This is a genomic window from Lacisediminihabitans sp. (genome assembly GCF_036404185.1).
Lineage (GTDB): Bacteria > Actinomycetota > Actinomycetes > Actinomycetales > Microbacteriaceae > Lacisediminihabitans.
Genome location: NZ_DASWPB010000052.1, coordinates 39,068 through 62,859 on the forward strand (window position 1 = coordinate 39,068; position 23,792 = coordinate 62,859).

Genomic DNA, 23,792 nt, shown 5'->3' on the forward strand with positions numbered 1-23,792 from the left:
GATGCGGGGAATCATTCTCGCCGGGGGCTCCGGCACACGACTCTGGCCCATCACCAAGGGCATCTCGAAGCAGCTCATGCCTATTTTCGATAAGCCGATGATCTATTACCCCCTTTCAACGCTCATGATGGCGGGGATCAAGGAGATCCTGATCATCACGACACCGGAGTACAACGGTCAATTCCGAGCCCTGCTCGGGGACGGTCGTGACCTGGGGATCACACTCGAGTACGCGGTGCAGCCGTCTCCCGATGGTCTCGCTCAGGCCTTCATCATCGGTGAAGAATTCATCGGAGACGACAGCGTCGCCCTTGTCCTTGGTGACAACATCTTCCATGGTGCCGGCCTCGGCACCTCGCTGCGGGCGCACGACGACATCGAGGGTGGGTTGATCTTTGCCTATCACGTGTCCAATCCCACCTCCTACGGCGTCGTGGAGTTCGACGACGAGATGGTGGCGGTGTCCATCGAGGAGAAGCCAGCGAATCCGAAGAGCAATTATGCCGTCCCCGGACTGTATTTCTACGACAATTCTGTCGTCGGGATCGCCAAGACGATCGAGCCGAGCGCCAGAGGCGAGCTCGAGATCTCGACGGTGAACGAACGGTTCATGCAGGCGGGAAAACTGCAGGTTCGGGTGCTCGACCGCGGGACCGCATGGTTGGACACCGGCACCTTCGAGTCGATGATGCAGGCATCCGAATACGTTCGGGTGATCGAAGACCGGCAGGGACACAAAATCGGATGCATCGAGGAGATCTCCTGGCGCGCCGGGTGGATAGACGATCGTCAGCTCGCGGCGCTCGCGGTGCCGCTGGTGAAAAGCGGTTACGGGCGTTACCTGGTGGGACTCCTAGAGAGCTAGCGAGACCTCTCTAGGCTTTCTCGCGAAGGCGGCCGTGTCGTGCTTCGATCATTGACCGCACCTTCAGCCCCACCTTCAGTGCCGCTCGGACTGGCCACAGCCAGACGCCGGAGTATTTCCGGCTGAGAAACCGGCTGGCGCTTCTGTGATGCTCCCTGAGCATGCGCTCGGACTCGGTCCCCGTTGAATGGGCGCCGGTATGAAGGACGCGCGACTGCGGATGGTACACATTGCGAAACCCGGCCTTGGCGAACCGATCGCCCAGATCGACGTCCTCGAAATACATGAAATACCCCTCGTCAAAGCCGCCGATCCGGGTAAATGCGTCACGGTTGACCAGGAGGCAGGCTCCGGAGAGCCAGCCGGCATCTCGCGGCTCGACGTCGAGTTCGCTGAGATAGGCACGACTCCACACATTGTTGGGCCAGAGGTTGTAGAAGAGCGCATGACCGACCCCAGTTCGAAGCGAGGGAACTCGCCGCGCCGACGGATAGATATTGCCATCGGGCGTGATGATCGCCGGGCCGACGGATCCGATGCGCTCATCGGACTCCGCGGCACGTACCAGGAGATCGATCGATCCCTCGCCAAGAACGACGTCCGGATTGCTGATGAGCACCCACCGTACGGTGGGCGGGAGGGTGCTGACCGCCCGGTTCATCGCTGCCCCATAGCCGGGATTCGACGGCAGCGCCAGGTAATCGGCGCCATGCGCGTCGGCGATGTCGGCGACGCTCGAACCCGCAACGGGCTTATTGTCGGCTATGACCAGTTGGAATGGCATGGTCGTCGCCTTCTGCACCGAATCGGCGAAATCGCACAACACCTCCCGTGAGTCGAAGCTCACGGTGACGACCCCGACGAGGGGGGGCGGAGACGGCGACCTGGTCATAGAGCTTATGATCTTACCTTCGGACGATGGGCAGAGTCTCAGCGCTGCTCCTCTAGGCTAGATTGGTTCGCGGCCCACCCGGAGCCGCCCACCCAGCGAGGCATAATGCGATATTTCAAGGAACTCCTCTCGGCCAGAGAGCTCCTTGCGAATCTCACTCTTCGCGAGATCAAGGGCAAATACAAGCGCACCATTTTCGGCCAGCTCTGGTCGCTGGCGAATCCGCTCGCCCAGATGCTGATCTACACCTTCATCTTCTCCGTGCTGTTCGTGCAGACGCCTCCAACGGGAGATCCGAGCGGCCTCAAGGTGTACGCCCTGTCCCTGCTCTGCGGCCTGCTGCCGTGGCTCTTCTTCGCCAACGTGCTCAACGCCGGAAGCGGATCGCTTGTCGCCAATGCCGGGCTGATTCAGAAGGTCTATTTCCCTCGTGTCGCCCTTCCGCTCGCCCAGGTCGGGGCCGTCGGCTTCAATTGGCTGTTCGAGATGGCGGTCCTCGCGATCGTGCTGAGCATCGCCGGGGCATTCGTCCTGCCGTGGCTTCCTATGGTCCTGGTGACGATGCTTCTTCTCGCGATCTTCGCCGCCGGAGTCTCCCTCATGCTGTCGATCGCCAACGTGTACTTCCGGGACACGGAACATCTGCTCGCGATCGTCATGCAGCTCTGGATGTACCTCACGCCGATCATCTACCCGATCTCCCTCGTGCAGAACGGCTCGGCGAAGATCGGCGGGTTGCTGGGAACGAACATCACGCTCCTCGACATCTATGGCTGGAATCCGATGGAACGTTTCGTCGAGGTCTTTCGAGCACTGCTCTATGACAACCGTTTTCCGAACTGGTCCGATCTGCTGATCTGCGCGATCTGGGCGTTCGGTGCCTTTGCTCTCGGACTGTGGATCTTCGGCCGCAAGGAGAGAGGGCTGGCGGAGGCACTATGACCGGCATCGCCGTCCACGTCAACGACGTGAGCAAGAAGTTCCGGCTCTATCACGAGCGGAACATGACCATCAAGGCCGCCATCATGCGCGGTCGTACCTCCGTGCACGACGACTTCTGGGCTCTCAACGACGTCGATTTTGATGTGCCGCAGGGCTCGACGTTCGGGCTCATCGGTAGCAACGGCTCCGGCAAGTCGACGCTGTTGAAATGCCTGGCGAAGATCTACTGGCCCGACAAGGGATCGATCACGCACAACGGGAAGATGGCGGCTCTGCTCGAGGTCGGCTCCGGCTTTCACCACGAGCTCTCCGGGCGGGACAACATCTACCTCAACGGCTCGATCCTCGGCATGTCCAAGAAGGAGATCGACAAGAAATACGACGAGATCGTCGAGTTCTCCGGGGTGGAGCGATTCATTGACCAGCCGGTGAAGAACTACTCCTCGGGCATGTATGTCCGTCTCGGGTTCTCGATCGCGATCCATGTCGAACCCGACATCCTGGTCGTGGACGAGGTCCTTGCGGTCGGCGATGCCGAGTTCCAGAAGAAGTGTTTCGGGAAGTTCAAGGACTTCAAGCGAGACGGCCGCACCGTGATCCTCGTGAGCCACGCCATGACGACGGTGAAGGAGATGTGCGACCAGGCGGCGTGGTTGAACCATGGCTCGCTCATGGCCGTCGGTCCTGTCAAGGACACCGTGAAGGCCTATACGGACTCGCTTCACCTCGAAGGTTAATCGCGTGACGCTGACCGTTTCCGTGGCGATGTGTACACATAACGGCGCGGCTTATGTCGAAGAGCAGCTTCGAAGCATTCTCGCGCAGACGCGTCTGCCGTCGGAGATCGTGGTCTCCGACGACGCCTCGTCGGATGGCACCGTAGAGCTCGTCCGTTCCGTGCTGGGGGAGGCAAGCGCCGCTTCCATCGCGGTCACGGTCCTGCAGAACCCGAAGGCACTCGGTGTCACCGCCAACTTCCAGCAGGCGCTGGAAGCGTGCCACGGTGATCTCCTGGCGCTCAGCGATCAGGACGACGTCTGGTATCCCGACCGCCTGGCGGTCGCCGCCGAACGCTTCGACGAATCGCCCGGGCTGCTGCTGCTCAGTTCCGATGCCCGGCTTGTCGATGCTGCGGGCATCCCGATCGGTCAGACACTCTTCGAAGGCTTGGACATCACTTCGGCCAATCGCGCCGAGGTTCATGCCGGTCGTGGGTTCCAAGCGCTCCTGCGGCGCAATCTCTCGACCGGCGCGACAGCCCTCCTGCGTCGACGGCTTATCGAGATCGCTGTCCCCTTTCCGGCACCATGGGTGCACGACGAATGGCTCGCCGTGATCGCCGCAGCAAGCGATGGCTTCGACATCGAAGAGCGTGAACTGATCGACTATCGCCAGCATGACCGCAATCAGATCGGCGCACGCAGCCGGGGTCTTGCAGAGAAGGCCAAACGCCTCATTGAACCCCGCGGCAACCGCTACCACTACCTGGTCGATCGTTCCGAGGTGTTACTACGTCGTCTGGAGTCCTTTAGCAACCGAGTGTCCCCCGTGTATCTCGACGCGCTCAGGGACAAGCTGGTGCATCTGAGATTCCGGGAAGGACTTCCCGCTTCGCGCATCGCGCGCGTTCCGCTCGTGTTGCGTGAGGCCGGAACAGGGCGTTATGAGCGGTACAGTCGCGGTCTCGGCGACGTCGTTCGTGATCTGCTTCAGCCCGAATGAGTTGACCTACGGCAGGTAGAACGAGCGCGCGATCTCGATCGCCACAAGAGCTGCTCCATAACTGAGCAGAATGTAGCGCCACGCTTTGTTCTGGATCATGAACCCGATCGCGACGAGGATCGCAGGCATCAACGGCGCGCTGTAACGCGTGCTCACTGGGAATGCCGACCCGAGCGCGATGCCCATAGCGACAACCAGAATGGGAGGAAAGAACACGACCGCCACAGCGGTTGAAATGCTCAAAGCTCGTTTGATGCCCCTGCCTCTGACGGTCATCAGGAATCCAAAAACGCCGGTGATGGTCAGGACCGCGTAAGGGAGCATGACGGCGCCGTCGACCGTGTACGCGGAGTTGAATCCGATGAAGGTGGTCAGTTGGCTGGCTAGTCCGCGGATCGAAAGGGGGGAGTTGATTCCCTGGTTGGGGCCGGGTCCGATGCTGATGGCCGAGCGGATGGCCAACCAGAGGACTTCCGCCACCAGCGCCGCAACCGTGTAAAGAACGGCGATGAGCACGATGCGAGGAGGCGCTGGTGCGCGATCCCGGGAAGAGAAGTCCTGCTTCCGCTTCATGATCGCGTAGATCAACATGTAGAGCGCGAGCAGGCCCACCGCAAAGATGTTGGTGATCTTGAGCAGCACGGCCAGTGCGGAAAGGGGAATGAGCCACCAACCGGAGAACGTCCCGCGAACGAACCGAACCCCCAGATAGAGCAGGCCTGCGCCGACCAAAAAACAGGGCGCATCGGTGGTGATGTATGTGAAGGCATACATGGATGGCACTGTTCCTATGGCCACCAGGCCAAGACCGAGAGCGGTCAGCCTGTGGATCTTCAGCTCCCTCGTGAGCGCATAGAAAGCGATCAATCCCGCGCCCAGCCAGAAGAATCCGGTCAGTCGCGCTGCGGTCAGCAGATCGAGGCCGGTGACCCATCGAATGGGCTGTGCGACCACCCAGGTGATGTCGAAGTAGACCGGTGCGTAGATGTCCGCCGTCGTCTTGCCGCCGAGGGGATAAACGGCGTGATCGCTGTAATCGCCTTTCGGTCCGGTGCATTTCTCTCCGCGTGCGCCGTATGGATCGCCGAAGCAGGCCATCTCTTCGAGCGCCGGCTCACCGATGTATTCGCCCTGATGCACGATCCCCTGGGTGGGCACCTTGGTCACGGCGTCGTAGTAGACCCACTCGTCATAGGCCGAAAGCTGATGAGAGTGATTGAGGGTCACAATCGTGCAGGACAGCAGCGCGACGCCGACGAGGACGACGGGGACCCAAGCGCGCTTGAGCCAGGCAAGGAAAGCCGCGCCCCTCTTAGGCGTGGCGTTCGCCGGGGAAGAAGCAGACAGGGAGACTTTGGGCGGTGTCAAGCTCATTCCGAGGCCGGGGTCCTTTTTGTCAATTCGGCGGAGGCTATCCGCACTGGCACAGTGCAGTCTAGCGAGCGCGCCGATTCTTTCGGGGAAGTCAGGCATTCAGCGCTCCGAGACAAGCGGATGTTAACATCGACAGGCGGCGCCTCGAAGTCATTCGAGCGGGCGCGTCCGTCAATCCAGGAAGACCACGTAGTTTATGTCCCCATCGCCAAACATCCTCATCGTGACCGCGGACTCGCTCGGCAAGCGAATGGCCGGTCCGGCGATCCGGGCCTTCGAGATCGCCAAGGCCTTGTCGAAGGTCACGAGCGTGCGGCTGATCTCCACGAGTTCATCGTCGCTCGATCATCCCGACTTCGAGGTGCTCCATGCGACCACGGCCGAATTGCGAGCGCACGAGCGCTGGGCCGATGTGGTGGTGTTCCAGGGGCACCTGCTCGCGAGCGTGCCCTGGATGAAGAACTCGAGCAAGATCATCGTGGCCGACATCTACGACCCGATGCACCTGGAGCAGCTCGAGCAGGGCAAGGAGCTTCCCACCGACGAGCGGTTCCTCGAGTCGGCCTCGGTGTTGGGCGTGCTCAACGAGCAGATCGAGCGGGCCGACTTCATGGTGTGCGCCTCGGACAAGCAGCGCGATTTCTGGCTGGGGCAGCTCGCGGCGGTCGGTCGCGTCAATCCGGCCACCTACGATGACGACGCGAGCCTGCGCTCGCTGCTCGACGTGGTGCCGTTCGGTGTCGAGGACGCCGCGCCCGTGCAGCGGACCCATGGGATCAAGGGCACGGTGCCTGGCATCGGCCCGAACGACAAGGTCGTCATCTGGGGCGGCGGCATCTACAACTGGTTCGACCCGCTCACCCTGATCAGGGCGATTCACGGCCTGTCGTCCCGACGGCCAGACGTCCGGCTCTTCTTCCTCGGGGTGAAGCATCCGAATCCCGACGTGCCGACGATGAAGATGGCCTTCCAGGCCCGGGAGCTCGCCAAGGAGCTCGGGCTGCTCGACAGCGTCGTCTTCTTCAACGAGGGGTGGGTGCCATACGAGGAGCGCGCCGACTATCTGCTCGACGCCGATGTCGGTGTCAGCACCCATCTTGACCATTTGGAGACGGCGTACAGCTTCCGCACCCGCATTCTCGATTACCTGTGGGCGTCGCTGCCGATCGTCAGCACGACCGGCGATACCTTCGCCGAGATCGTCACGAAGAACGATCTGGGCCGTACCGTCCCGCCGGAGGACGTGACCGCGCTTGAGAGGGCCCTCGAAGACCTGCTCTACGACGATGCGGAACGTCTGAGAATCGCCGGCCGCGTCGGCGAGTTCTCGCAGACCATGAAGTGGGCGGTGGTCCTGCAGCCGCTCATCGCCTTCTGCCTCAACCCGCGGCAGGCGACCGATCGTGCGCTCGGCATCGAGCCGGCGAGCAGCTTTCAGGTGCGTCGCCTCACGACGAGGGTGCAGGGCATGGAAGCCAGCTCGTCCTGGAGACTCACCGCTCCGCTCCGTGCGATGAGCGACATGATCAGAGCGGTGCGGGGACGGCGCAGCTGAAACGGACCGCGTGATGATTGCCGTAGGCTCGTGTGGGCATTGCGTGCGGTGGAAAGAGGTTCGACATGGTTGAGTCCAGGCCGGGCGTTGTCTCCGTCGTTCTCGTGAACTTTCGAGGCGCCGATCTCACGATCGAGGCGGTCAACGAGCTGCGAAAGGTCGACTGGCCTGAGGACCGGCTCGAAGTCGTTGTTGTGGAGAACGCCTCGGGAGACGGGAGCGCACAGCTCATCCGCGAGGCCGCACCGTGGGTGAAGCTCGTGGAGTCGGCCGAGAACCTCGGCTTCGCAGGCGGATGCAACCTTGGCGTCGCCAACAGCACCGGCGAGTTCGTGGGATTCCTGAACAGCGACGCCAAACCCGACGCGCAGTGGATCGGCGCGGCCGTCGACACGTTCGCCGAGTCGCCGCAGATCGGTGCCGTCGCAAGCAAGGTGCTCGACTGGGATGGCGGCCTCGTCGACTACATCGACTCCGCCATGACCTGGTTCGGCATGGGATACAAGCCATTCGTCGGAGAGCGGGTGCCGTTCCACGCGCACCAGGCCGCCGATGTGCTCTTCGGCACCGGCTCGGCGATGTTCGTCCGCCGAGACGTCTTCGATCGTCTCGGCGGCTTCGACGAGCGCTTCTTCATGTTCTTCGAGGACGTCGATCTCGGATGGCGCCTCAATCTGCTCGGTTACCGCTATCGCTATCAGCCGTTGTCCGTGGCGTTCCACAAGCACCATGGCTCGGTGAGCAAGTTCGGCTCGTTCAAGGAGGACTACTTCCTCGAGCGGAACGCCCTCTTCGCGCTCTACAAGAATCTGGAGCAGGCGGGTCTCGACCAGGCTCTGCCCGGTGCGCTGTCCCTGTCCATCCGACGCGGCGTCTCGAAGGCCGGCAACGATTCGACGGAGTTTGACTTCCGCTCGTCGGGGGGAGACGACGATCCCGCACAGCCGGTGTCGAAAGAGCTCCTCGCGAGCGTCTATGCCATCGATCAGTTTGTGCAGCATCTCCCGTCACTGACCGCCTCGCGCGACCAGATCCAGGCCACCAGGGTCGTGTCCGACCGGGCGATCTGGTCGTTGTTCCGTCGCGTCGACGCACCGTCCAACGACGACGGCTCCTATCTGGAGGGCTACGAGAACATCGTTCAGGCCTTCGAGGTGCTGGAGCGGCCTGAGCTGACGAAGGTTCTGGTCATCACGGGCGATCCGATCGGCGCCAAGATGGCCGGCCCAGCCATCCGGGCCTGGCATATGGCCGAGGCTCTCGCCGCGCGGAACGAGGTCAGGTTGGTGACGATGTCATCGCTCGAACCGGTGGAGGCGCCGTTCGGCGTTGTGCACGTCCGGGCGGGAGACAACCGAGCCTTCGAACCGCTCGAGGCGTGGGCGGACGTCATCGTCTTCCAGGGTCACGCGATGCAGGTCTTTGAGGCATTGCAGGACACCGAGAAGATCGTCGTCGCCGACATCTACGACCCGATGCATCTGGAGCAGCTCGAACAGGCCAGAGAACTGCCCGCAGCGACCTGGGACAAGCAGGTCGCGGATGCGACGGCGACGCTCAATGAGCAGCTCGCGCGTGCCGACTTCCTGCTCTGCGCCTCGGAGCGACAGAGATTCTTCTATCTCGGCCAGCTCGCGGCTTTGGGACGCATCAATCCCGCCAACTATGCGGACGACCCCGACCTCACCGGTCTGATCGACATCGTGCCGTTCGGGCTGGACCGCACTCCGCCGGAGCACCGCGTTCAGGTGCTCAAGGGTGTGCATGCGGGAATCGGAGCGGACGACAAAGTGCTGCTCTGGTCTGGCGGCCTCTACAACTGGTTCGACCCGAAAGCGCTGATCAGGGCGGTGGCCGAGCTGGCGAGGAGCCGGCCCAGTGTCCGCCTCTTTTTCCAGGGCACCAAGCACCCGCATCCCGGTGTGCCGGAGATGGCGATCGTGAGCGAATCGCGTGCGCTCGCCGCCGACCTCGGTGTCCTCGATGCCTCGGTCTTCTTCAACGACTCCTGGGTCGACTACTCGGAGCGGCAGAACTTCCTCACCGAGGCCGATGCCGGCGTGAGCACCCACTTCTCCCATGTCGAGACGACCTTCTCATTCCGCACACGTATCCTCGACTACCTGTGGGCCGAGCTTCCCATGGTCGTCACGGAGGGCGACACGTTCGCCGAGCTTGTCGCCGAGGAGGGCCTCGGGATCGTGGTTCCCTCCGGGGACGTCGAGGCCCTCGCGACGGCGCTCGAGCGCATCCTGTTCGACGAGGAGTTCATCTCCCGCAGTCGCGACAACATCCGACGGGTGCGGGAGCGCTTCTTCTGGGAGAACACGCTCGCTCCGCTCGTCGACTTCGTTCAGGCGCCCCACCGTGCCGCCGACCTCCTGGAGCGGCGTCTCGCGTCGAACGACGGTAGTGCGACCGTGCCGGTGAGGAAGAAGCGTCGCAAGCCGTACGGTTTCCGGCACAACGTGCGGCTGGTGCGCCATCATCTCAGCAACGGGGGAGTCCGCGTCGTGCTGCAGAAGGTGCGGAACCGGCTCCGTCGACGCTAGTCACCCGGCGAGCGTGTCCACCGTCATCGGTTCCGGACGGTTCGCGAATCGCACCCTGCCCTCCGGATTCCAGACAGCGGTCATGAGGACCAGCATGGCTGCGAAGGCCAGCGATCCGGCGATCCAGACGAACATGGGAGAGAACGGCAGGTTCCACCACCACTCGACCCGGGCGTCGAGGTTCCATCCCCCGACCTCCGCTCCGGTGACGTAGCGGCGGAGGTTGGTATGCAGCGCGATCGCGTTGGCGAGCGAGAGGCCGACGACCGTCACGACCAGCTGGATCCGCGACGGCGGCAGGAAAGCCGAGCGATGCTGCAATAGCGCGATCCCGCCCAGGATCAGGATGAGCGGGAGGATGTAGCGGGGTTGCACGAAGCTGCCGACCAGGACCTTGGCCTGCGTCAGGACGAAAGTCGGGACCAGCCAGAGAGCGGCGAAGACCAGTGCGGCGACGATGCCCTTACGACGATGCCGTATGCCGAGGCCGAGGAGCAGGAATCCGCAAAAGATTCCGAACGTCACCACCCAGACGAGTGGGGGGAGCGCCGTGTCGAGCCAGCCGAGATTCCATCCGCCGAAGGCCCCTGTCCAGAGGCTCGGCACGCCGAGGAGGTTCGTGACGGCAACGCCCCAATCGATCCCGCCGGCAGACGGTGCGGCATCGGATTGTCCGGCCGAGAGGTAGAGAAACGCGCAGATCGCGGCGAGGACGAGCGGCAGGATGCACTGCAGGAGGAATTTCCTGTCCCGGCGGAACGCGAGAATGACGGCGGCGATGATGGCCAGTCCAGCGTAGGCCGCGGAATCGGCCCGCGCGCCAGCTCCTATCACTGTGGCGAGAGCGGCAACGACGGCGAGACCCGCTCTCTTCCGGCCGGACGACTCGAAGTACCCGAGCAGCGCGATCCATAGCGCGGAGGCTGACAACACTGCCCATCCGCTGGGGTTCGTCGACGGCACCAGGAACATGCCGAACGGCACCATGGTGATCGCCGTCGCCCAGACCAGAGTGGATCGTCGATGCCAGGGAAGGAGCAGGTACAGACTCGTCAGGAGGGCGACGAAGATCAGGCTGTTGACGATGCGCATGACGAGGACCGATACCTCGACGTTCGAACCGACGAAGACGCTCATCGCCGCGTAGTAGACGGGGGGATAAAGGCCACCGGGAAGGTTGACCCGATCCGTCGTCATCGTTTTCTGCGGGTCTGTGCCAAAATCGCGCCCCTGGCACGCCGCACTTTCTGCCGGCTTCATCGCATAACAGGAACCGCCCAGCAAAGCCTGTGGAACCGTCCTCTGGTCCGGCTTATCGTCGGGCTGTGTGCAGATGTCGGCCCGTTCGCCTGCTCCGCACCAGATGCTGGCGAGATGGAAATCGTCGTCGGGCGAGGAGCCGGCGGGGGAGGAGAGTCCCCAGAACACGAGACTGAGCAGGGCCAGGATCGGTACGAACATGACCGAACTGAACCGATGGCGAAAAAACCGAGGTATTGTCATCAGAGGAGAGCATACCAGGTATGGCCGGCACTACTCGATTTCGTCGTCGGCAGGATGCTCGAGCTGACGAAGGCGCAGGTCTTGCAACGCGACACGCTCGGCGAGTGTCCGGGTCTTGGCCTCGAGGCGCGTCAGCTCCGCGCTGTGTTGCAGACAGACCAGAAACAGCACCGCAATGCTGACGAAAAAGACCAGATTAAGCGGGACCTCGATGCCGATGAGAGAAGCGGCCCACTCCAGCGTTGAGGGAAAGACGCCCACGATGAGCGCCAGCGTGCCCGCGATGAGCCACCAGATCGCGTGGCGCTCCCTGAGCTGGCGACGTCGCAGCAACTCGACGACGACGCCAAGCGCGAGAAGAGCGGAGACGATACCGAAGATATAGCTTGTGGTAGTGACGGTCACTTGGTTTCGATCCTCAGCGACGAAGCGGGACGGGACAGCGCGAACACCAGGGCCATTCCCACTCTGGCAAGATACGCGGTCGCTTTGAACGGGTCGTGCGAGGGGACCCCGCCCGCTCGGGGACGCATTGAGACCGGAATCTGTCGGATGACGCAGCCGGCTCGCGCCGCGATGACCAGCGCCTCTATGGTGTCACCGAGATACTCGGCCGGATAATGGCTGGCGAAAAGTGCGACGGCTCTCGGCCCACTGGCGCGGAACCCGGAGGTGGTGTCGGTGAGCCGGGTCTTCGTCGTCCGGCTCAAGAACGCGGCGAGTGCCTTCATCGCCCATTGGCGTGGACCGCGCACCGTGTAGTCGCCCTCGCCGGCGAAGCGTGCTCCAAGGACCAGATCGGCCGATTCCAGTCCTTCCAGGAGGCGTGGAACGCTCGAAGGATCGTGCTGACCATCGGAGTCGACCTGCACGACATTGGAGAAACCGTTGTCCAGGGCATATCGAAAGCCCGTACGCATCGCTCCTCCGACGCCGAGGTTGAAGGGAAGCGTAGCCACGAGAGCGCCTGCCCGAAGAGCCTCCTCCGTCGTGGCGTCCGAGGACCCATCGTCGACGACCAGCACAGTCGCTCCGGGAAGCGTCTCGAACACTTCATGCACGACCGCCGCGACGGACGCCTCCTCGTTGAACGCTGGCATGACGATAAGCGTTCTTTCCAGAGCCGATGGCATGCCCCGATACTACCAATCCGGCGTTCAGGCAAGGTCGTGAGCGCCGAGCACGAATCCGGCTCGACATTAGGATGATTGCTGTGACGGATGGCAGGCCCGCGGGGCGACGACCCGCGCGGATCTCCGGGTTCGCCTTCATCCTCGTGGCGACGGCGGTTGCGGGTGTGGCCTCCTACATCGTCACCTGGTTGGTGCCGAACCGGATCGGGCTCGAACACTACGCGTTCTTCGCCGTTTTCTGGTCATTCCTCTACCTCGTCGTCGGAACGCTGGCCGGAATCCAGCAGGAGATCGCGCGGGGCACGAGGCCCGTGGGCGTTCCTGGGCTCGGGCGTGGCGGCCGAGCGCGGAACTTCGCCATCGTGGCAGCCCTGGTGGTTTTCGTCGTCATCGTCGGCACCGCTCCCGTCTGGGTCTCGGCCGTTTTCCCGGTGCAAGGCTGGGGATTGGTCTGGCCGTTGGCGATCGGGGCCGCGTCGTATGTGCTCGTTGCCGTGCTCAGCGGATCGCTCTACGGCGTCGCTGCGTGGCTGTCGCTGGCGCTCATGATCGTGGTAGACGCCCTGCTCCGTCTTGCTGCGCTGGCCCTCGTGCTGGCCTTCACTCATAACGTCGTGGCCCTCGCTTGGGCGGCGGCGCTTCCGTTTCCCGGAGCGCTCCTCGTGCTCTGGCTCTTCATCCGGCGTTCGATCGTCGGCAGGACACAACTCGATGTGGGCTATCGTGCCCTGACCTGGAACGTACTCCGCACTGCCATCGCGGCTGCGGCCACGGGCGCGATGGTGAGCGGATTCCCCTTCTTCCTCAAGCTGGCTTCCGGCGGGCAATCCGCGGACACGATCGGGCTCTATGTCCTCGTCATCACTCTCGCCAGAGCTCCCCTGATCATCGTCGCGATGTCGCTGCAGAGCTACTTCACCGTCACCTTCCGCGACAACGTCGGCACCTTCTGGAAGGTGTTCCTTCGTCTGCAGGCGGCCGTGCTCTTCGGCGGGATCGTGCTGGCAGCACTCGGCTGGCTGGTCGGGCCGCCGATCTTCGACTTCCTCTTTCCCGCCAGCAGATTGCAGCCGGCTGGATGGCTCATCGGCGTGCTCGTGCTGTCCTCGGCGCTCATGGCAGCGCTCTGCATCAGCGCACCTGCCGTTCTCGCCCGATCGCAGCATCTCGTCTATAGCGCGGGCTGGGTCGCGGGTGCCATCGCCACTATCGTTGTCCTGTTCTTGCCGGTGGACTTCACTGTGCGCACGGTTCTTGCTTTGTTCATCGGTCCGGTGGTAGGGCTGCTCGTGCACGGCGGGTACCTGGTGCGGGCGAATCGGCGCGCGCAGGCATCGGCATCATCCACAGCGTTCCCTCTCAACGATTCGAAAGACCACCATGACTGAAGCGGACATCCTCGTCGTTCTCCCCACGCTCGGCGATCGACTGGACACCTTGCAGGAGACCCTGGAGGCGATCGATCTGCAGCGCAACGATGTGGAACTGACGCTCGCCGTGGTGGCGCCGACGACCGCCGTGGATGCTCGCATGCTGGCCGCCGATCACGGCGCGGTCCTCGTGGACGACCCTGGCCGGGGCATTTCCGCGGCGACCAATTTGGGGCTGTCCGCGCGGACGAGCGAGACCTACTACGCCTGGATCGGCGACGACGATCTGTTCCGTCCAGGTGGCTTGCTGACGCTCAAGACGCTCATCGAAGAGAGGCCAGGGACCGTTCTCGCCTATGGCGGCTGCGAGTACATCGACCCCAGCGGAAAGCTTCTCGCAACCAGCAATGCCGGCGCGCTTGCGAAATTCCTGCTGCCGTGGGGCCCGGATCTGATCCCCCATCCAGGCACGATGATTCGGTTGGACGCCTTGGAGGCCATCGGAGGATTTGATGTCACGCTGAAATACGCGATGGATCTCGACGCCTTTCTCACGCTGCGTAAGCATGGCTCATTTGCCTGGACCAGGAAGCCGGTGTCGGCGTTTCGCTGGCATCCCGACTCGCTGACGGTGGCCAACCGCACGAAGTCCAGCCTCGAATCGGAATTCGTCAAGACGCGGCATCTTCCTCGGGCGCTTCGGCCGCTGAGCCCGGTGTGGAACTATCCGATCCGATGGGCGTCGTCTGTGGCGGCCAGGCGGGTCAGTTCCCGGGCGTGATGATGGGGCTCCCTTTGGTCAATCACCATGACGATTCCACGATTCTCAGCGTGGCGCTGCCGATGCTCACCCTCGTGCCGGGAGGCATGGGCGGCAGTGAGACTTATGCACGAGAACTAACACGCCAGCTTGTGGACGTCCCCGGACTCGAAGCCCGCGCGTTCGTTCCTTCGGCGGCCGCCGGTTTCAGCGAGGGCATCCCGGAGACGATCGTCGGCTCGGTCAAGGGTGGATCGTCCACTCGTGAGCGCCTCGCCTCGCTCGCCTCGGCCACCATGCACGGACGTTCCCTTCGCGCGTCCATGTCCTCGGCCGACGTGGTCCATTTCCCGTTCACCGTGCCTGCACCGCGTCCCTCAAAGCGCCAGGCCCTCGTGCAGACGCTTCTTGACGTGCAACATCTCGATCTGCCGCAGCTGTTCAGCCGTGCGGAGCTGCTGTACCGGCGTCATTTCTACGAAGGGGTCGCTCGCCGGGCCGACGGCATCATCACCATCAGCGAATTCGCGAAGCAGCGGATGATCGACCTTCTCGGAATCGACGGCGAGAAGATCCAGGTGGCGCACCTCGGCGTCGACATCTCCCGGTTCGTTCCCAACCACGGACGACGGGAGAACTTCGTTCTTTATCCGGCTCGCGGCTGGCCGCACAAGAACCATGCACGCCTGATCGAGGCGATGCGATTGGTGCGCCGTCGGATTCCCGACCTTCGGCTGGTACTGACGGGGGGCGGTCTGGACACGCTGGGCGAGTTGCCGGAGTGGGTGGATCGCAGGGGCCTGGTTGGAATCGCCGAGTTGCACGATCTCTATCGCTCGGCCTCTGCACTCGTCTTCCCGAGTCTGTACGAAGGATTCGGCCTTCCGCCGCTTGAGGCTATGGCTTCGGGCTGTCCCGTTGCGGCCTCAGCTGCCGGCTCGATCCCCGAGGTGTGCGGCGATGCCGCGGTGTTATTCGATCCCCTCGACCCGGGTGCCATTGCCGATGCGATCGCATTGGCCATCGATCGTGGAGACGAGCTGTCGGCGGTCGGGGTGTCCCACGCAGCTCGCTTCACCTGGGAGAACTGCCGAGACGCTCATGTGTTGGCGTATCGTCGCGCGGTGACCTGCCACTGAACAATCCGACGCTCGCGTAAGCTTGGCGCCATGCCCGCCACTGATCCGCAGCAGACGATTCTGGTCACGGGGGCGAACGGACAGGATGGCGCCTACCTCGTCGAGCGGCTGGTGGGAGAGGACCACGAAGTTCACGGCCTGTGTCATTCGGACGAGGGTGCGGCCCGGCTGGCTGCCGCTTTTCCCTCTGTGGTGACCCATGTCTCCGACCTCGCCGACACAGCCGGGATGGTTGACACAGTGGTCAGCGTGCGACCCACGCATATCTACAACTTGGCGGGGAACACCTCCGTCGAACGGTCCTGGCAGTTTCCCACCGAGACGGCGGATGTGCTCGGGGTGGGTCCGGTGCGTTTACTCGAAGCTGCGTGGCGCCTCCAGGAAACCTCGTCTCGTGAGGTGAGATTCTTGCAGGCATCGAGTGCCGAGATCTTCGGTGACACCCTCGACGTACCGCAACGAGAGCAGACTCCTCGGATTCCCGTCACTCCGTATGGCGCGGCGAAGTCGTTCGCCCACGAGATGGTCGGTGTCTATCGTGCTCGCGGCATGCATGCGAGTTCCGCGATTCTGTATAACCATGAGTCGCCTCGCCGACCGGAGTCATTCGTCGCCCGCAAGATCTCGCGCGGGGCAGCGAAGATCTCACTTGGTCTCTCGAACCGGTTAGTGCTCGGCAATATCGACGTGCATCGTGACTGGGGGTATGCGCCCGATTACGTCGATGCCATGATCACGATCCTGGCTTCGTCGAAAGCCGATGACTACATAGTGGCAACCGGGAGAGCGCATTCGGTCCGGCAATTCGTCCAGACCGCCTTTTCCTATGTGGGAATCGATGACTGGGAGGCGTATGTGACCATCGATCGCGCGCTTTATCGGCCGGCGGATCCCAAACAGCTTGTGGGCGACCCCGCGAGGCTTCGAAGCCTCGGCTGGCGACCGAGTGTCGATTTCGAGCAATTGGTGCACATCATGGTGGAAGCGGACCTTGCTTCCCTGCGAGAACACGATTCCGGCTTCGCCCCCGCGCTATGAACTCCGGTCAACCTCGCTTGGGGATCACCCGGTAGATCGTCAACGTCGAACTATTGGGCGTGAAACGCTTCTCGGCGGTCAGGCACGGTGTGGGCAGCCGGTCATTGTCGGAGAGCACGTAGTCGACATGGTCCTGTGCGAAGGATGAGCAGGCGTCGAAGGTCACCAGGATCTGGTCCGGTGCCGGATTGCTGACGCTCGGTTCTCCCGAACCCGGTACCCAACCGATGCCGGCAAGCCGGTTCCAGAGCGGTTTGTACTGGGACCGCGGATCGATCTCTCGCCACATCGTCGCCGACGGTGCTCCCTGCACGCCGTTGAAGGCCTCCGCACCGGACTCGAGCAGGATCGCGCTGACCTCCACCCCGCCGATCCCCACCCAGGCTCCTGGCCTGGTCTTCTCGATGTGCATGACTGCCTGTGCCTCGGGAGTGGTCCGCAGGTCAAAGACACCCCGATAGACGGGATTCACCGTGATCGTGCTCAGGAGACTGACCACGAGGAAGGCGGCCGTGCCCAATACGAGGCGGCGCCGAGAGAAAAAGACAATGGCCGCAGCCGACACGAGTGCGTAGGCCCACCAGAGCGGCGCGTCGTGGAACAGTCTGGCCCGCCCCTCACCGACGTAGATCGCGGCCGCGATACCGAGCTGGGACAGGAGGAACAGTCCGCCGGTGGCCAGAGCCACAGATGTCCTCGGCCTGACGGCCTCCTGATCGATAGAACGGATGACATAGGCGAGTATCGCGATCGATGCAAGCCCCAGCCCGATTCGGATGCGCCCCTCGGAGGTGCGATCCAGGTAGAGCAGATGTGCGACCGCATCCCAGCCGGGCACGTAGAAGAACGCAACAAAAAGGAGGACCACCGCGGTCAGCCCGATGAGCGTCCACGGCAGGGCAGAGTGGCGTTTGGCGGAACGGTAGATGATCCAGCCGACCACCGGCAGCATGAAGACGCCGATCAGGAAAAAGGTGGATGCCTCCGAGGAGTTGGTGCCGAGAAATCCACCGCCGCGTTTGAGGGACTCCGAGAACGAGGAGCCCAGAACGCGCGCCAGGGAGAGGAGATCGCTGGATCCGGTCTTCGTCAGTCGCGCTCCGGGATAGCTGGTGGCGAGGAAGGCGTCGACGGTGGTGCTCTTCGTCTTGAGCCAGAGAAGAGTGATCACGCCGCCGGTCGCGCCTGCGACCAAGATGGGCAGCATCTGATTGAGAAGCATCAGCCAGCTGGCGTGTGCTCGCTTTTGCTCCACCACGAGGCCGATCGCGAAAAAGGCGACCACCAGGACCACGGGAACGATGAACGGCGCGTAGATCCCCATGGCCATCACGACGGTGAGATAACCGATGACAACGGCCCAGATCCACTGGGACAACGGCGGGATGTTCTTGACCGCCCAGATCAGCCCGGTCATGGTCGCGAGTGCCCATGCCGTCGGCCAGAAAATTGCCGGTTGGAACCACCATTGGAAGAAGGGGCTGAAATAGAACGCAACCGCGATCGCCGCCGCGAGCACGGGACGACGGGGAAGCAGTGTGACGAGGAAGCAGAACGCCGCTGCGATGAGCGCGAGGCCAGGCACCCACCACTTCCATGCCATCCCGCGCCCGACGTCCAGGAAGAGATAACCCCAGAGATGCGGCCTGAAAACGACGGACCAGTCGAGACGAGGAAGGTCGTGGGGGAGGGCGGCGTCCATTCCTCCCGGCATGGTCTCGTTCCGGGCGGGAAGGCCCTGTTGGACCTGGGCGATCGACCACGAGGCGCCGACGTACCATTCGTCCGAACGGATGCGTTCGGGAGTCCCGGCGATGAGCTGTGGGTCGTGGCCCTTCGACACCAGATCGAACATGGCACCGGAGGAGGTTCCATTGATGCCTGTTCCGATGAGGATGGCGCCGAGTATGAGCAGAACGGCGGGAAAGCTCAGCAGAACGCGATAACGGGGAAGGCCGTCCGCTCGCGGCAGGGTGAACGCGCGATAGCGGGTCGCGATGCTCGTCCAGCGCGAACCCAGGCTGCGTCGTGGCAACGGTTGACTACGGCGGTTCATCGGGCTCCGAATTCGCGAACGGACAAGCCGGCGTTCGGTCCCCCACGAAGCGGCACTCGTCATTGTAGGGGAGAGATGCTCTACTACGTGTCACCGCACGAGATGGTGGCGGGTGGCGTCGTTCTCCGTGGGGCGGCGACAGCCTAGACGGACGCGTCGCTCGGCGCCGTCTCTGCGAACGCCCGCCGCCAGCTCAGCTCCCGCGAGGCCTTCACGCAGCACACGACGAAGGTGAGCCAGCCGAACTCCACCAGGATCGAGCTCTCCGCCAGGGCCGTCGTGATGAGCACAACGAGCACGAGGGCCGGCCAGGCGTAGACGAAGCTGCGCTGCTTGGAGGCGAGCAGCCAGGACCGCACGAAGGTCAGGGCCACGAGGCCGACAAAGGCGACGAGCCCGATCAGACCGACCTGCAGCCAGACGTCGAGGAAGGCGTTGAGGCCGGAGGTCGGGCTGGGGTTGCCCGCGCTGGTGAACACCTGGAACGGCGGGAGGTCGAGCCGCCAGTACCCCGCCCATCCCCAGCCCTCCAGTTCGTGCTCGGGGATGAAGAGACGCATCGGCCGCCAGAGGCCCAGCCGCAGGTTGAGCTCCGCGCTCGCGCTCAGCGCGGTGATGATGCTGACGCGGGCGGCCCAGGCCACCCCGGCGATCGTGACGGTCGCGACCAGCAGCCCCGCCTGCCAGAAGCGCTTGCTCTCGGCGGGCACGCGGCGCAGGCCGTAGAGGGCCGCGGTGGCGAGGACGAGGAGCAGGAAGGTCCCGTAGGCGACCGGTGACCTGCTGAGGATGAGCAGGACGCCCGCGAGGCTCAGCGACCCGATCGATAGGCCCCGGGGCACCGAGCGGGTGCGCATCTCGGTGCCGAAGGTCACGATGGCGATCAGCACGATGATGCCGAGCTCGTTGCGGGTGCCGAAGATGCCCTGGATCGGACCCAGGTGGCCGAGCCTGCCCTGGATGCCCAGAAAGTGCAGCGGGGTGTCGATAAGCAGGCCGGAGATGATCTCCAGTGCGAGCGAGAGCACCAGCGCGAGCCGCAGGACGTCACCGAAGGCCCTGGCGATCTGGATGGTGTCGCGTACGAGGGCGACATAGATTCCGAGCATGGTGACCGCACCCAGGTAGACGACGCTGCCGAAGGTCACCCACTGATACTGGCTCCAGAACACCGAGACGCCGGCCCAGCCGACGAAGACGAGCAGCGAGACCGGCAGCAGACCGTGCCACTCGATCTCGTCGCGCTGGGCGATGAGGGAGAGGACCGCCAGGATCACGAGCGTCGCGAGGATGCCGAGCGCGCCCGGCCAGCCCACCAGGTCGCGGAAGAACAGGGAGCCGAGCTCCGCCCCGATGATGGCGAGGGTCAGGGCGGCGGAGAAACGGGGAGCGCCGAAGAAGGCCTTCGCCAGCATCAGCGGATGGCTCTGGTGGTCTTCGCCGCTCATGATCGCAGCAGCTCCCTGGCCTGCGTCTCGGAGTCGAGCGGGGTCGCCTTCGTCTTCACCGCCCAGATGACCAGGAGCATCCAGCCGCCCTCGAGCAGCATCCGGCTCTCCGCGATGCTCTGGACGAGCTGCGCGGTGATCATCAGCAGGGGCAGCAGCGCGAGCCAGGAGAATCGCCCGGTCGAGCCGGGCTCGGTCACGATGCGGTCGGTCGCGAGGAGCCAGGAACGCACGACCGTGGAGAGCACGAGCGCCGCGAAGACGATCAGGCCCAGGATACCCAGCTGCAGCCAGACGTCCAGCCACGCGTCGTGGGCGTGCAGCACCTGCACGCCGCCACGGGTGAGGTTCATGCTCCTGAACGGCTCGATCGTGGGGACCCAATAGCTGAGCCAGCCCCAGCCGAAGGCCGGCCGCTGCCTGGCGAGGTCGATCACCGCCTGCCAGATGCCGGTGCGGCCGGTGAAGTCCGAGCTCTTGCCGAGCAGGGAGAGGATGGGGCCGCGGAACAGCACTCCGCCGGCGATCAGCAGGATCGCCACGAGCCCGATTCCGCCGTAGGTCAGCCTTCGTGCGCGCCGGGACTCCGCGTGGCGCACCACGATCGCCGCGAGCAGCACGATCACGACGGCCACGACTCCGACGAGGATGGTCGCCGATCGGGTGAGCCCGATCGCCACGGCGGCGACGAGCATCCAGAACAACCCCCAGAACCGTCCGACGCTCCTCACCCTGTACTGGACGGCGAAGACGATGAGGCCGAGCAGGGCGGCCATCGCGAGCAGGCTCGAATTGCCGAGGATGCCCTGGATCTTGCCGGCGTGGAACAGGAGATCCCTCGACCAGTAGAGGAGCTTCGCGGGATGCGCCGGATCGTCGGGGACGATCCAGACGGGGTAGACGGGGTGGCGGATGACGGCGGAGACGACGAACTCGAAGAGGAAGGACAGGCCGAGCACCAGGCGGAAGGTCCAGCCGAGCACGGTGAGCAGCTCCGGCCAGCTGAGGGTGATGGCGATGGCGACCGCCCCGAGCGTGGTGATCCACTGGGAGAGGGCGCCACCGACGGTGAACAGGGGGTAGAACGACCACGAGATCGACAGCGTCGCGAGCACGAGGAAGGCGAGCAGGGGGTAGGGCAGCGTGCTCCAGCGGAAACGCCGGCGTTGACGGACGACGAGCACGATCGAGCCGGCGACGACGACGGCGATGACCACGCCCCAGCCGTACCAGCTGGTCGCGTCGCGCCAGAAGTCCCCCGCGATGCCGGTGAACAGCGCGAGGGTGGCGAATCCCAGGCGAAACCCACGGCGCTCGAGTGTGCTCATACAGACAGGTTAGGGTGGCGGGACCTCGACGGCCGCACCATCTGGCGGAAGCGGCGCCGAATGCCCCATCTCGTCACCTTGGTCATCGCCTCGATCACGATCGCCCTGCTCATCTTGGACTCGCCGAACTCGCGCTCGCGGAAGACGATCGGAACCTCCACGATTCCGTAGCCGAGGTCCAGGGTCCTCAGCGTGAGGTCGATCTGGAAGCAATAGCCATGGGAGTCGACGGTGGACAGGTCGATGGCGCGGAGCACATCCGCCCGATACACCCGGTAGCCGCCCGTGACATCCTTGATGCCTACCCCGAGCGCGGCCCTGGCATACACGTTGCCGCCGCGGCTGAGGAGCTGCCGCGACAGGGGCCAGTTCTCGACGGCTCCCCCCTTCGTCCACCGGGAGCCGATGACCAGCCCGACCGGCGGGGTCGCGCTCGCGCCGCCGCGCACCGCGTCGATCATCCGAGGCAGCGTGTCCGCCGGATGCGAGCCGTCGGCATCCATCTCGACGACGAGGTCGAAGTCCCGCTGGAGGGCCCACTCGAACGCGGCGACGTAGGCCTCGCCGAGGCCCGCCTTGTCCACGCGGTGCAGGACCTCGATCTGCGGGTCCCGCGCCAGCTCGTCCGCGATGGCTCCCGTGCCGTCCGGGCTGTTGTCGTCGACGATGAGGATGTGCGCATCCGGCACCGCCGCCCGGGTGCGGGCCACGACCGTGGCGATGTTCTCGGCCTCGTCATAGGTGGGAATCACCACGAGAGTTCGCCGATCGGCGGCCTCGTCGAGCATCACAGGAGTCCTTCGATCGCACGGGCACAGACAGTGAATCCTCTCACCTTCGTTGGGGGATTCCGTTCATCCGTCCTAGACGAACGCCGCGAGACCCGTGATCGCCCTCCCGACGATGAGGGTGTTCATCTCCCGGGTGCCCTCGTAGGAGTAGAGCGCCTCCGCATCGGCGAAGTAGCGGATCACCCCGTAGTCCATCACGATGCCGTTGCCTCCGAAGAGCTCGCGGCACCAGGCGACGGTCTCGCGCATCCTGCTGGTGGTGAACTCCTTCGCCAAGGCGGAGTGCTCGTCGCGTTGCACGCCCTCGTCGAGCATCTGCGAGACCCGGGTCACCAGGCCGATCGAGGAGGTGATGTTGCCGAGGCTGCGGGTGAGCAGCTCCTGGACCAGCTGGTGGCCACCGATCGGCCTGCCGAACTGGCTGCGATCGCGGGCATAGGCCGCCGCCGCCTCGTAGGCGCCGATCGAGTTGCCGACCGCGGCCCAGGCGACCTCCGTGCGGGTGAGGCGCAGGACGGCCGCCGTGTCGCGGAAGGATCGCGAGCCCTGCAGGCGGTTCGCCTCCGGGACGAGGACGTCGACCAGGCGGATGTCCGCGTTCTGGACGATGCGCAGCGACTGCTTGTTCTCGATGCGCGTCGCTGTGTAGCCGGGTGTCTCCGTCGGCACGATGAATCCCTTGACCTGGCCGTCCTCGGCATCCTTCGCCCAGACGATCGTGACGTCGCCGATCGATGCGTTGCCGATCCAGCGCTTCGAGCCGTTGATGATCCAGTTCTCGCCGTCGCGTCTGGCCACCGTGTGCAGTCCCTGCGCGGAATCGGAGCCGGAGAGCGGCTCGGTGAGGGCGAAGGCGCCGAGCAGCTCGGCGGAGGCCAGCCGCGGCAGCCACTCCGCGCGCTGCTCCGGCGAGCCCGCGGAGGCGATCGCACCCATGGCGAGCCCGTTCTGCACACCGACGAGGGTGGCGAGGCTCGCGTCGACCCTGGCGAGCTCGAGGGCGACCCAGCCGCGGAAGACGGCGCTGTTCTCGAACCTGCGGGTCTCCTCCCACGGCTGCCCGAACACCCCGAGGTCGGCGAGTCCCGTGACGACGGACCGCGGGAAGAACTCCGCACTCGACCACAGGTCGTCCACGAGTGGACGTACCTCTGTCTCGAGGAAGGCGCGCAGGTCCACGATGAAGGCCTTCTCCCGGTCGGCGAGGGCATTCTCGTAGCCGTAGAAGTCGCTGGACAGGGGCTCGAATGTCGACATGTGAGGCTCCATTGCTTCGCGTGAGAGGGGAGAGACGACCCTCGACGACTCTAGGCCCGGATTCTGC

At 64.3% G+C, this 23,792-nt stretch carries 20 protein-coding genes; 10 read left to right on the top strand and 10 right to left on the bottom strand.

The annotated features are described in order from the left end of the window. Position 1: 1 nt before the first annotated feature. A complete protein-coding gene (gene rfbA / locus VGC18_RS02800; RefSeq protein ID WP_331094032.1) occupies positions 2 to 865 on the top strand; it encodes a glucose-1-phosphate thymidylyltransferase RfbA in 864 nt (287 codons plus the stop codon). Positions 866 to 875: 10 nt separating this feature from the next. Here rfbA and VGC18_RS02805 read toward each other — a convergent pair whose 3' ends face one another. Beyond that, the gene (locus tag VGC18_RS02805) at positions 876 to 1,757 is read right to left on the bottom strand and encodes a glycosyltransferase family 2 protein (protein WP_331093993.1); all 882 of its coding nucleotides are present in this window, start codon (positions 1,755 to 1,757) and stop codon (positions 876 to 878) included. 105 nt (positions 1,758 to 1,862) lie between these two features. Here VGC18_RS02805 and VGC18_RS02810 point away from each other — a divergent pair, with 105 nt between their 5' ends. From VGC18_RS02810 to VGC18_RS02820, 3 genes are read left to right on the top strand one after another with little or no spacing between them, the layout of a single operon-like run. Continuing rightward, positions 1,863 to 2,699 carry an ABC transporter permease gene (locus VGC18_RS02810; protein ID WP_331093995.1) on the top strand — a complete coding sequence of 279 codons (837 nt, stop codon included), beginning with the start codon at positions 1,863 to 1,865 and terminating at the stop codon, positions 2,697 to 2,699. Further along, on the top strand, positions 2,696 to 3,436 hold the full coding sequence (locus VGC18_RS02815) for an ABC transporter ATP-binding protein (protein WP_331093997.1): 741 nt from the start codon (positions 2,696 to 2,698) through the stop codon (positions 3,434 to 3,436). Before VGC18_RS02810 ends, VGC18_RS02815 begins: the two co-directional genes overlap by 4 nt. A gap of 4 nt (positions 3,437 to 3,440) precedes the next feature. Continuing rightward, positions 3,441 to 4,421 carry a glycosyltransferase family 2 protein gene (locus tag VGC18_RS02820; RefSeq protein WP_331093999.1) on the top strand — a complete coding sequence of 327 codons (981 nt, stop codon included), beginning with the start codon at positions 3,441 to 3,443 and terminating at the stop codon, positions 4,419 to 4,421. A gap of 6 nt (positions 4,422 to 4,427) precedes the next feature. Here VGC18_RS02820 and VGC18_RS02825 read toward each other — a convergent pair whose 3' ends face one another. Then, positions 4,428 to 5,894, bottom strand: a complete 1,467-nt coding sequence (locus tag VGC18_RS02825) for a hypothetical protein (protein ID WP_331094001.1) — start codon at positions 5,892 to 5,894, stop codon at positions 4,428 to 4,430. A gap of 97 nt (positions 5,895 to 5,991) precedes the next feature. Between VGC18_RS02825 and VGC18_RS02830 the strand changes: the two genes are divergently transcribed. After that, a complete protein-coding gene (locus VGC18_RS02830) occupies positions 5,992 to 7,350 on the top strand; it encodes a glycosyltransferase (RefSeq protein WP_331094003.1) in 1,359 nt (452 codons plus the stop codon). A 65-nt stretch (positions 7,351 to 7,415) separates the two neighbouring features. After that, a complete protein-coding gene (locus VGC18_RS02835; RefSeq protein ID WP_331094005.1) occupies positions 7,416 to 9,902 on the top strand; it encodes a glycosyltransferase in 2,487 nt (828 codons plus the stop codon). Here VGC18_RS02835 and VGC18_RS02840 read toward each other — a convergent pair whose 3' ends face one another. From VGC18_RS02840 to VGC18_RS02850, 3 genes are all read right to left on the bottom strand, one after another. Next, positions 9,903 to 11,363 (bottom strand): DUF2142 domain-containing protein, encoded by a 1,461-nt coding sequence (locus tag VGC18_RS02840; RefSeq protein ID WP_331094007.1) that lies wholly within the window; start codon positions 11,361 to 11,363, stop codon positions 9,903 to 9,905. 72 nt (positions 11,364 to 11,435) lie between these two features. After that, positions 11,436 to 11,810, bottom strand: coding sequence for a DUF2304 domain-containing protein (locus tag VGC18_RS02845; protein WP_331094009.1), 375 nt, complete (start codon positions 11,808 to 11,810; stop codon positions 11,436 to 11,438). Continuing rightward, positions 11,807 to 12,538 carry a glycosyltransferase family 2 protein gene (locus tag VGC18_RS02850; protein WP_331094011.1) on the bottom strand — a complete coding sequence of 244 codons (732 nt, stop codon included), beginning with the start codon at positions 12,536 to 12,538 and terminating at the stop codon, positions 11,807 to 11,809. The genes VGC18_RS02845 and VGC18_RS02850 overlap by 4 nt, the downstream gene beginning before the upstream one ends. Positions 12,539 to 12,618: 80 nt before the next feature. Here VGC18_RS02850 and VGC18_RS02855 point away from each other — a divergent pair, with 80 nt between their 5' ends. The 4 genes from VGC18_RS02855 to VGC18_RS02870 are packed head-to-tail and all read left to right on the top strand — an operon-like array spanning position 12,619 to position 16,845. Next, entirely contained in the window at positions 12,619 to 13,926 is a 1,308-nt protein-coding gene (locus VGC18_RS02855) for a hypothetical protein (protein WP_331094013.1), read from the top strand. Next, entirely contained in the window at positions 13,919 to 14,689 is a 771-nt protein-coding gene (locus VGC18_RS02860; protein WP_331094015.1) for a hypothetical protein, read from the top strand. The genes VGC18_RS02855 and VGC18_RS02860 overlap by 8 nt, the downstream gene beginning before the upstream one ends. Next, positions 14,644 to 15,807 (top strand): glycosyltransferase family 1 protein, encoded by a 1,164-nt coding sequence (locus VGC18_RS02865; protein ID WP_331094017.1) that lies wholly within the window; start codon positions 14,644 to 14,646, stop codon positions 15,805 to 15,807. The genes VGC18_RS02860 and VGC18_RS02865 overlap by 46 nt, the downstream gene beginning before the upstream one ends. Positions 15,808 to 15,837: 30 nt before the next feature. After that, positions 15,838 to 16,845 (top strand): GDP-mannose 4,6-dehydratase, encoded by a 1,008-nt coding sequence (locus tag VGC18_RS02870; RefSeq protein WP_331094019.1) that lies wholly within the window; start codon positions 15,838 to 15,840, stop codon positions 16,843 to 16,845. A 7-nt stretch (positions 16,846 to 16,852) separates the two neighbouring features. Here VGC18_RS02870 and VGC18_RS02875 read toward each other — a convergent pair whose 3' ends face one another. The 5 genes from VGC18_RS02875 to VGC18_RS02895 form a co-directional block, all read right to left on the bottom strand. Beyond that, a complete protein-coding gene (locus VGC18_RS02875; RefSeq protein WP_331094021.1) occupies positions 16,853 to 18,880 on the bottom strand; it encodes a DUF7657 domain-containing protein in 2,028 nt (675 codons plus the stop codon). A gap of 164 nt (positions 18,881 to 19,044) precedes the next feature. Next, the gene (locus VGC18_RS02880) at positions 19,045 to 20,349 is read right to left on the bottom strand and encodes an exopolysaccharide biosynthesis protein (RefSeq protein ID WP_331094023.1); all 1,305 of its coding nucleotides are present in this window, start codon (positions 20,347 to 20,349) and stop codon (positions 19,045 to 19,047) included. Next, positions 20,346 to 21,677, bottom strand: a complete 1,332-nt coding sequence (locus tag VGC18_RS02885; RefSeq protein WP_331094025.1) for an O-antigen ligase family protein — start codon at positions 21,675 to 21,677, stop codon at positions 20,346 to 20,348. The genes VGC18_RS02880 and VGC18_RS02885 overlap by 4 nt, the downstream gene beginning before the upstream one ends. After that, positions 21,674 to 22,465 (bottom strand): polyprenol monophosphomannose synthase, encoded by a 792-nt coding sequence (locus tag VGC18_RS02890; RefSeq protein ID WP_331094034.1) that lies wholly within the window; start codon positions 22,463 to 22,465, stop codon positions 21,674 to 21,676. The genes VGC18_RS02885 and VGC18_RS02890 overlap by 4 nt, the downstream gene beginning before the upstream one ends. Positions 22,466 to 22,540: 75 nt before the next feature. Next, positions 22,541 to 23,725 (bottom strand): acyl-CoA dehydrogenase family protein, encoded by a 1,185-nt coding sequence (locus tag VGC18_RS02895; protein WP_331094027.1) that lies wholly within the window; start codon positions 23,723 to 23,725, stop codon positions 22,541 to 22,543. Positions 23,726 to 23,792: the final 67 nt, after the last annotated feature.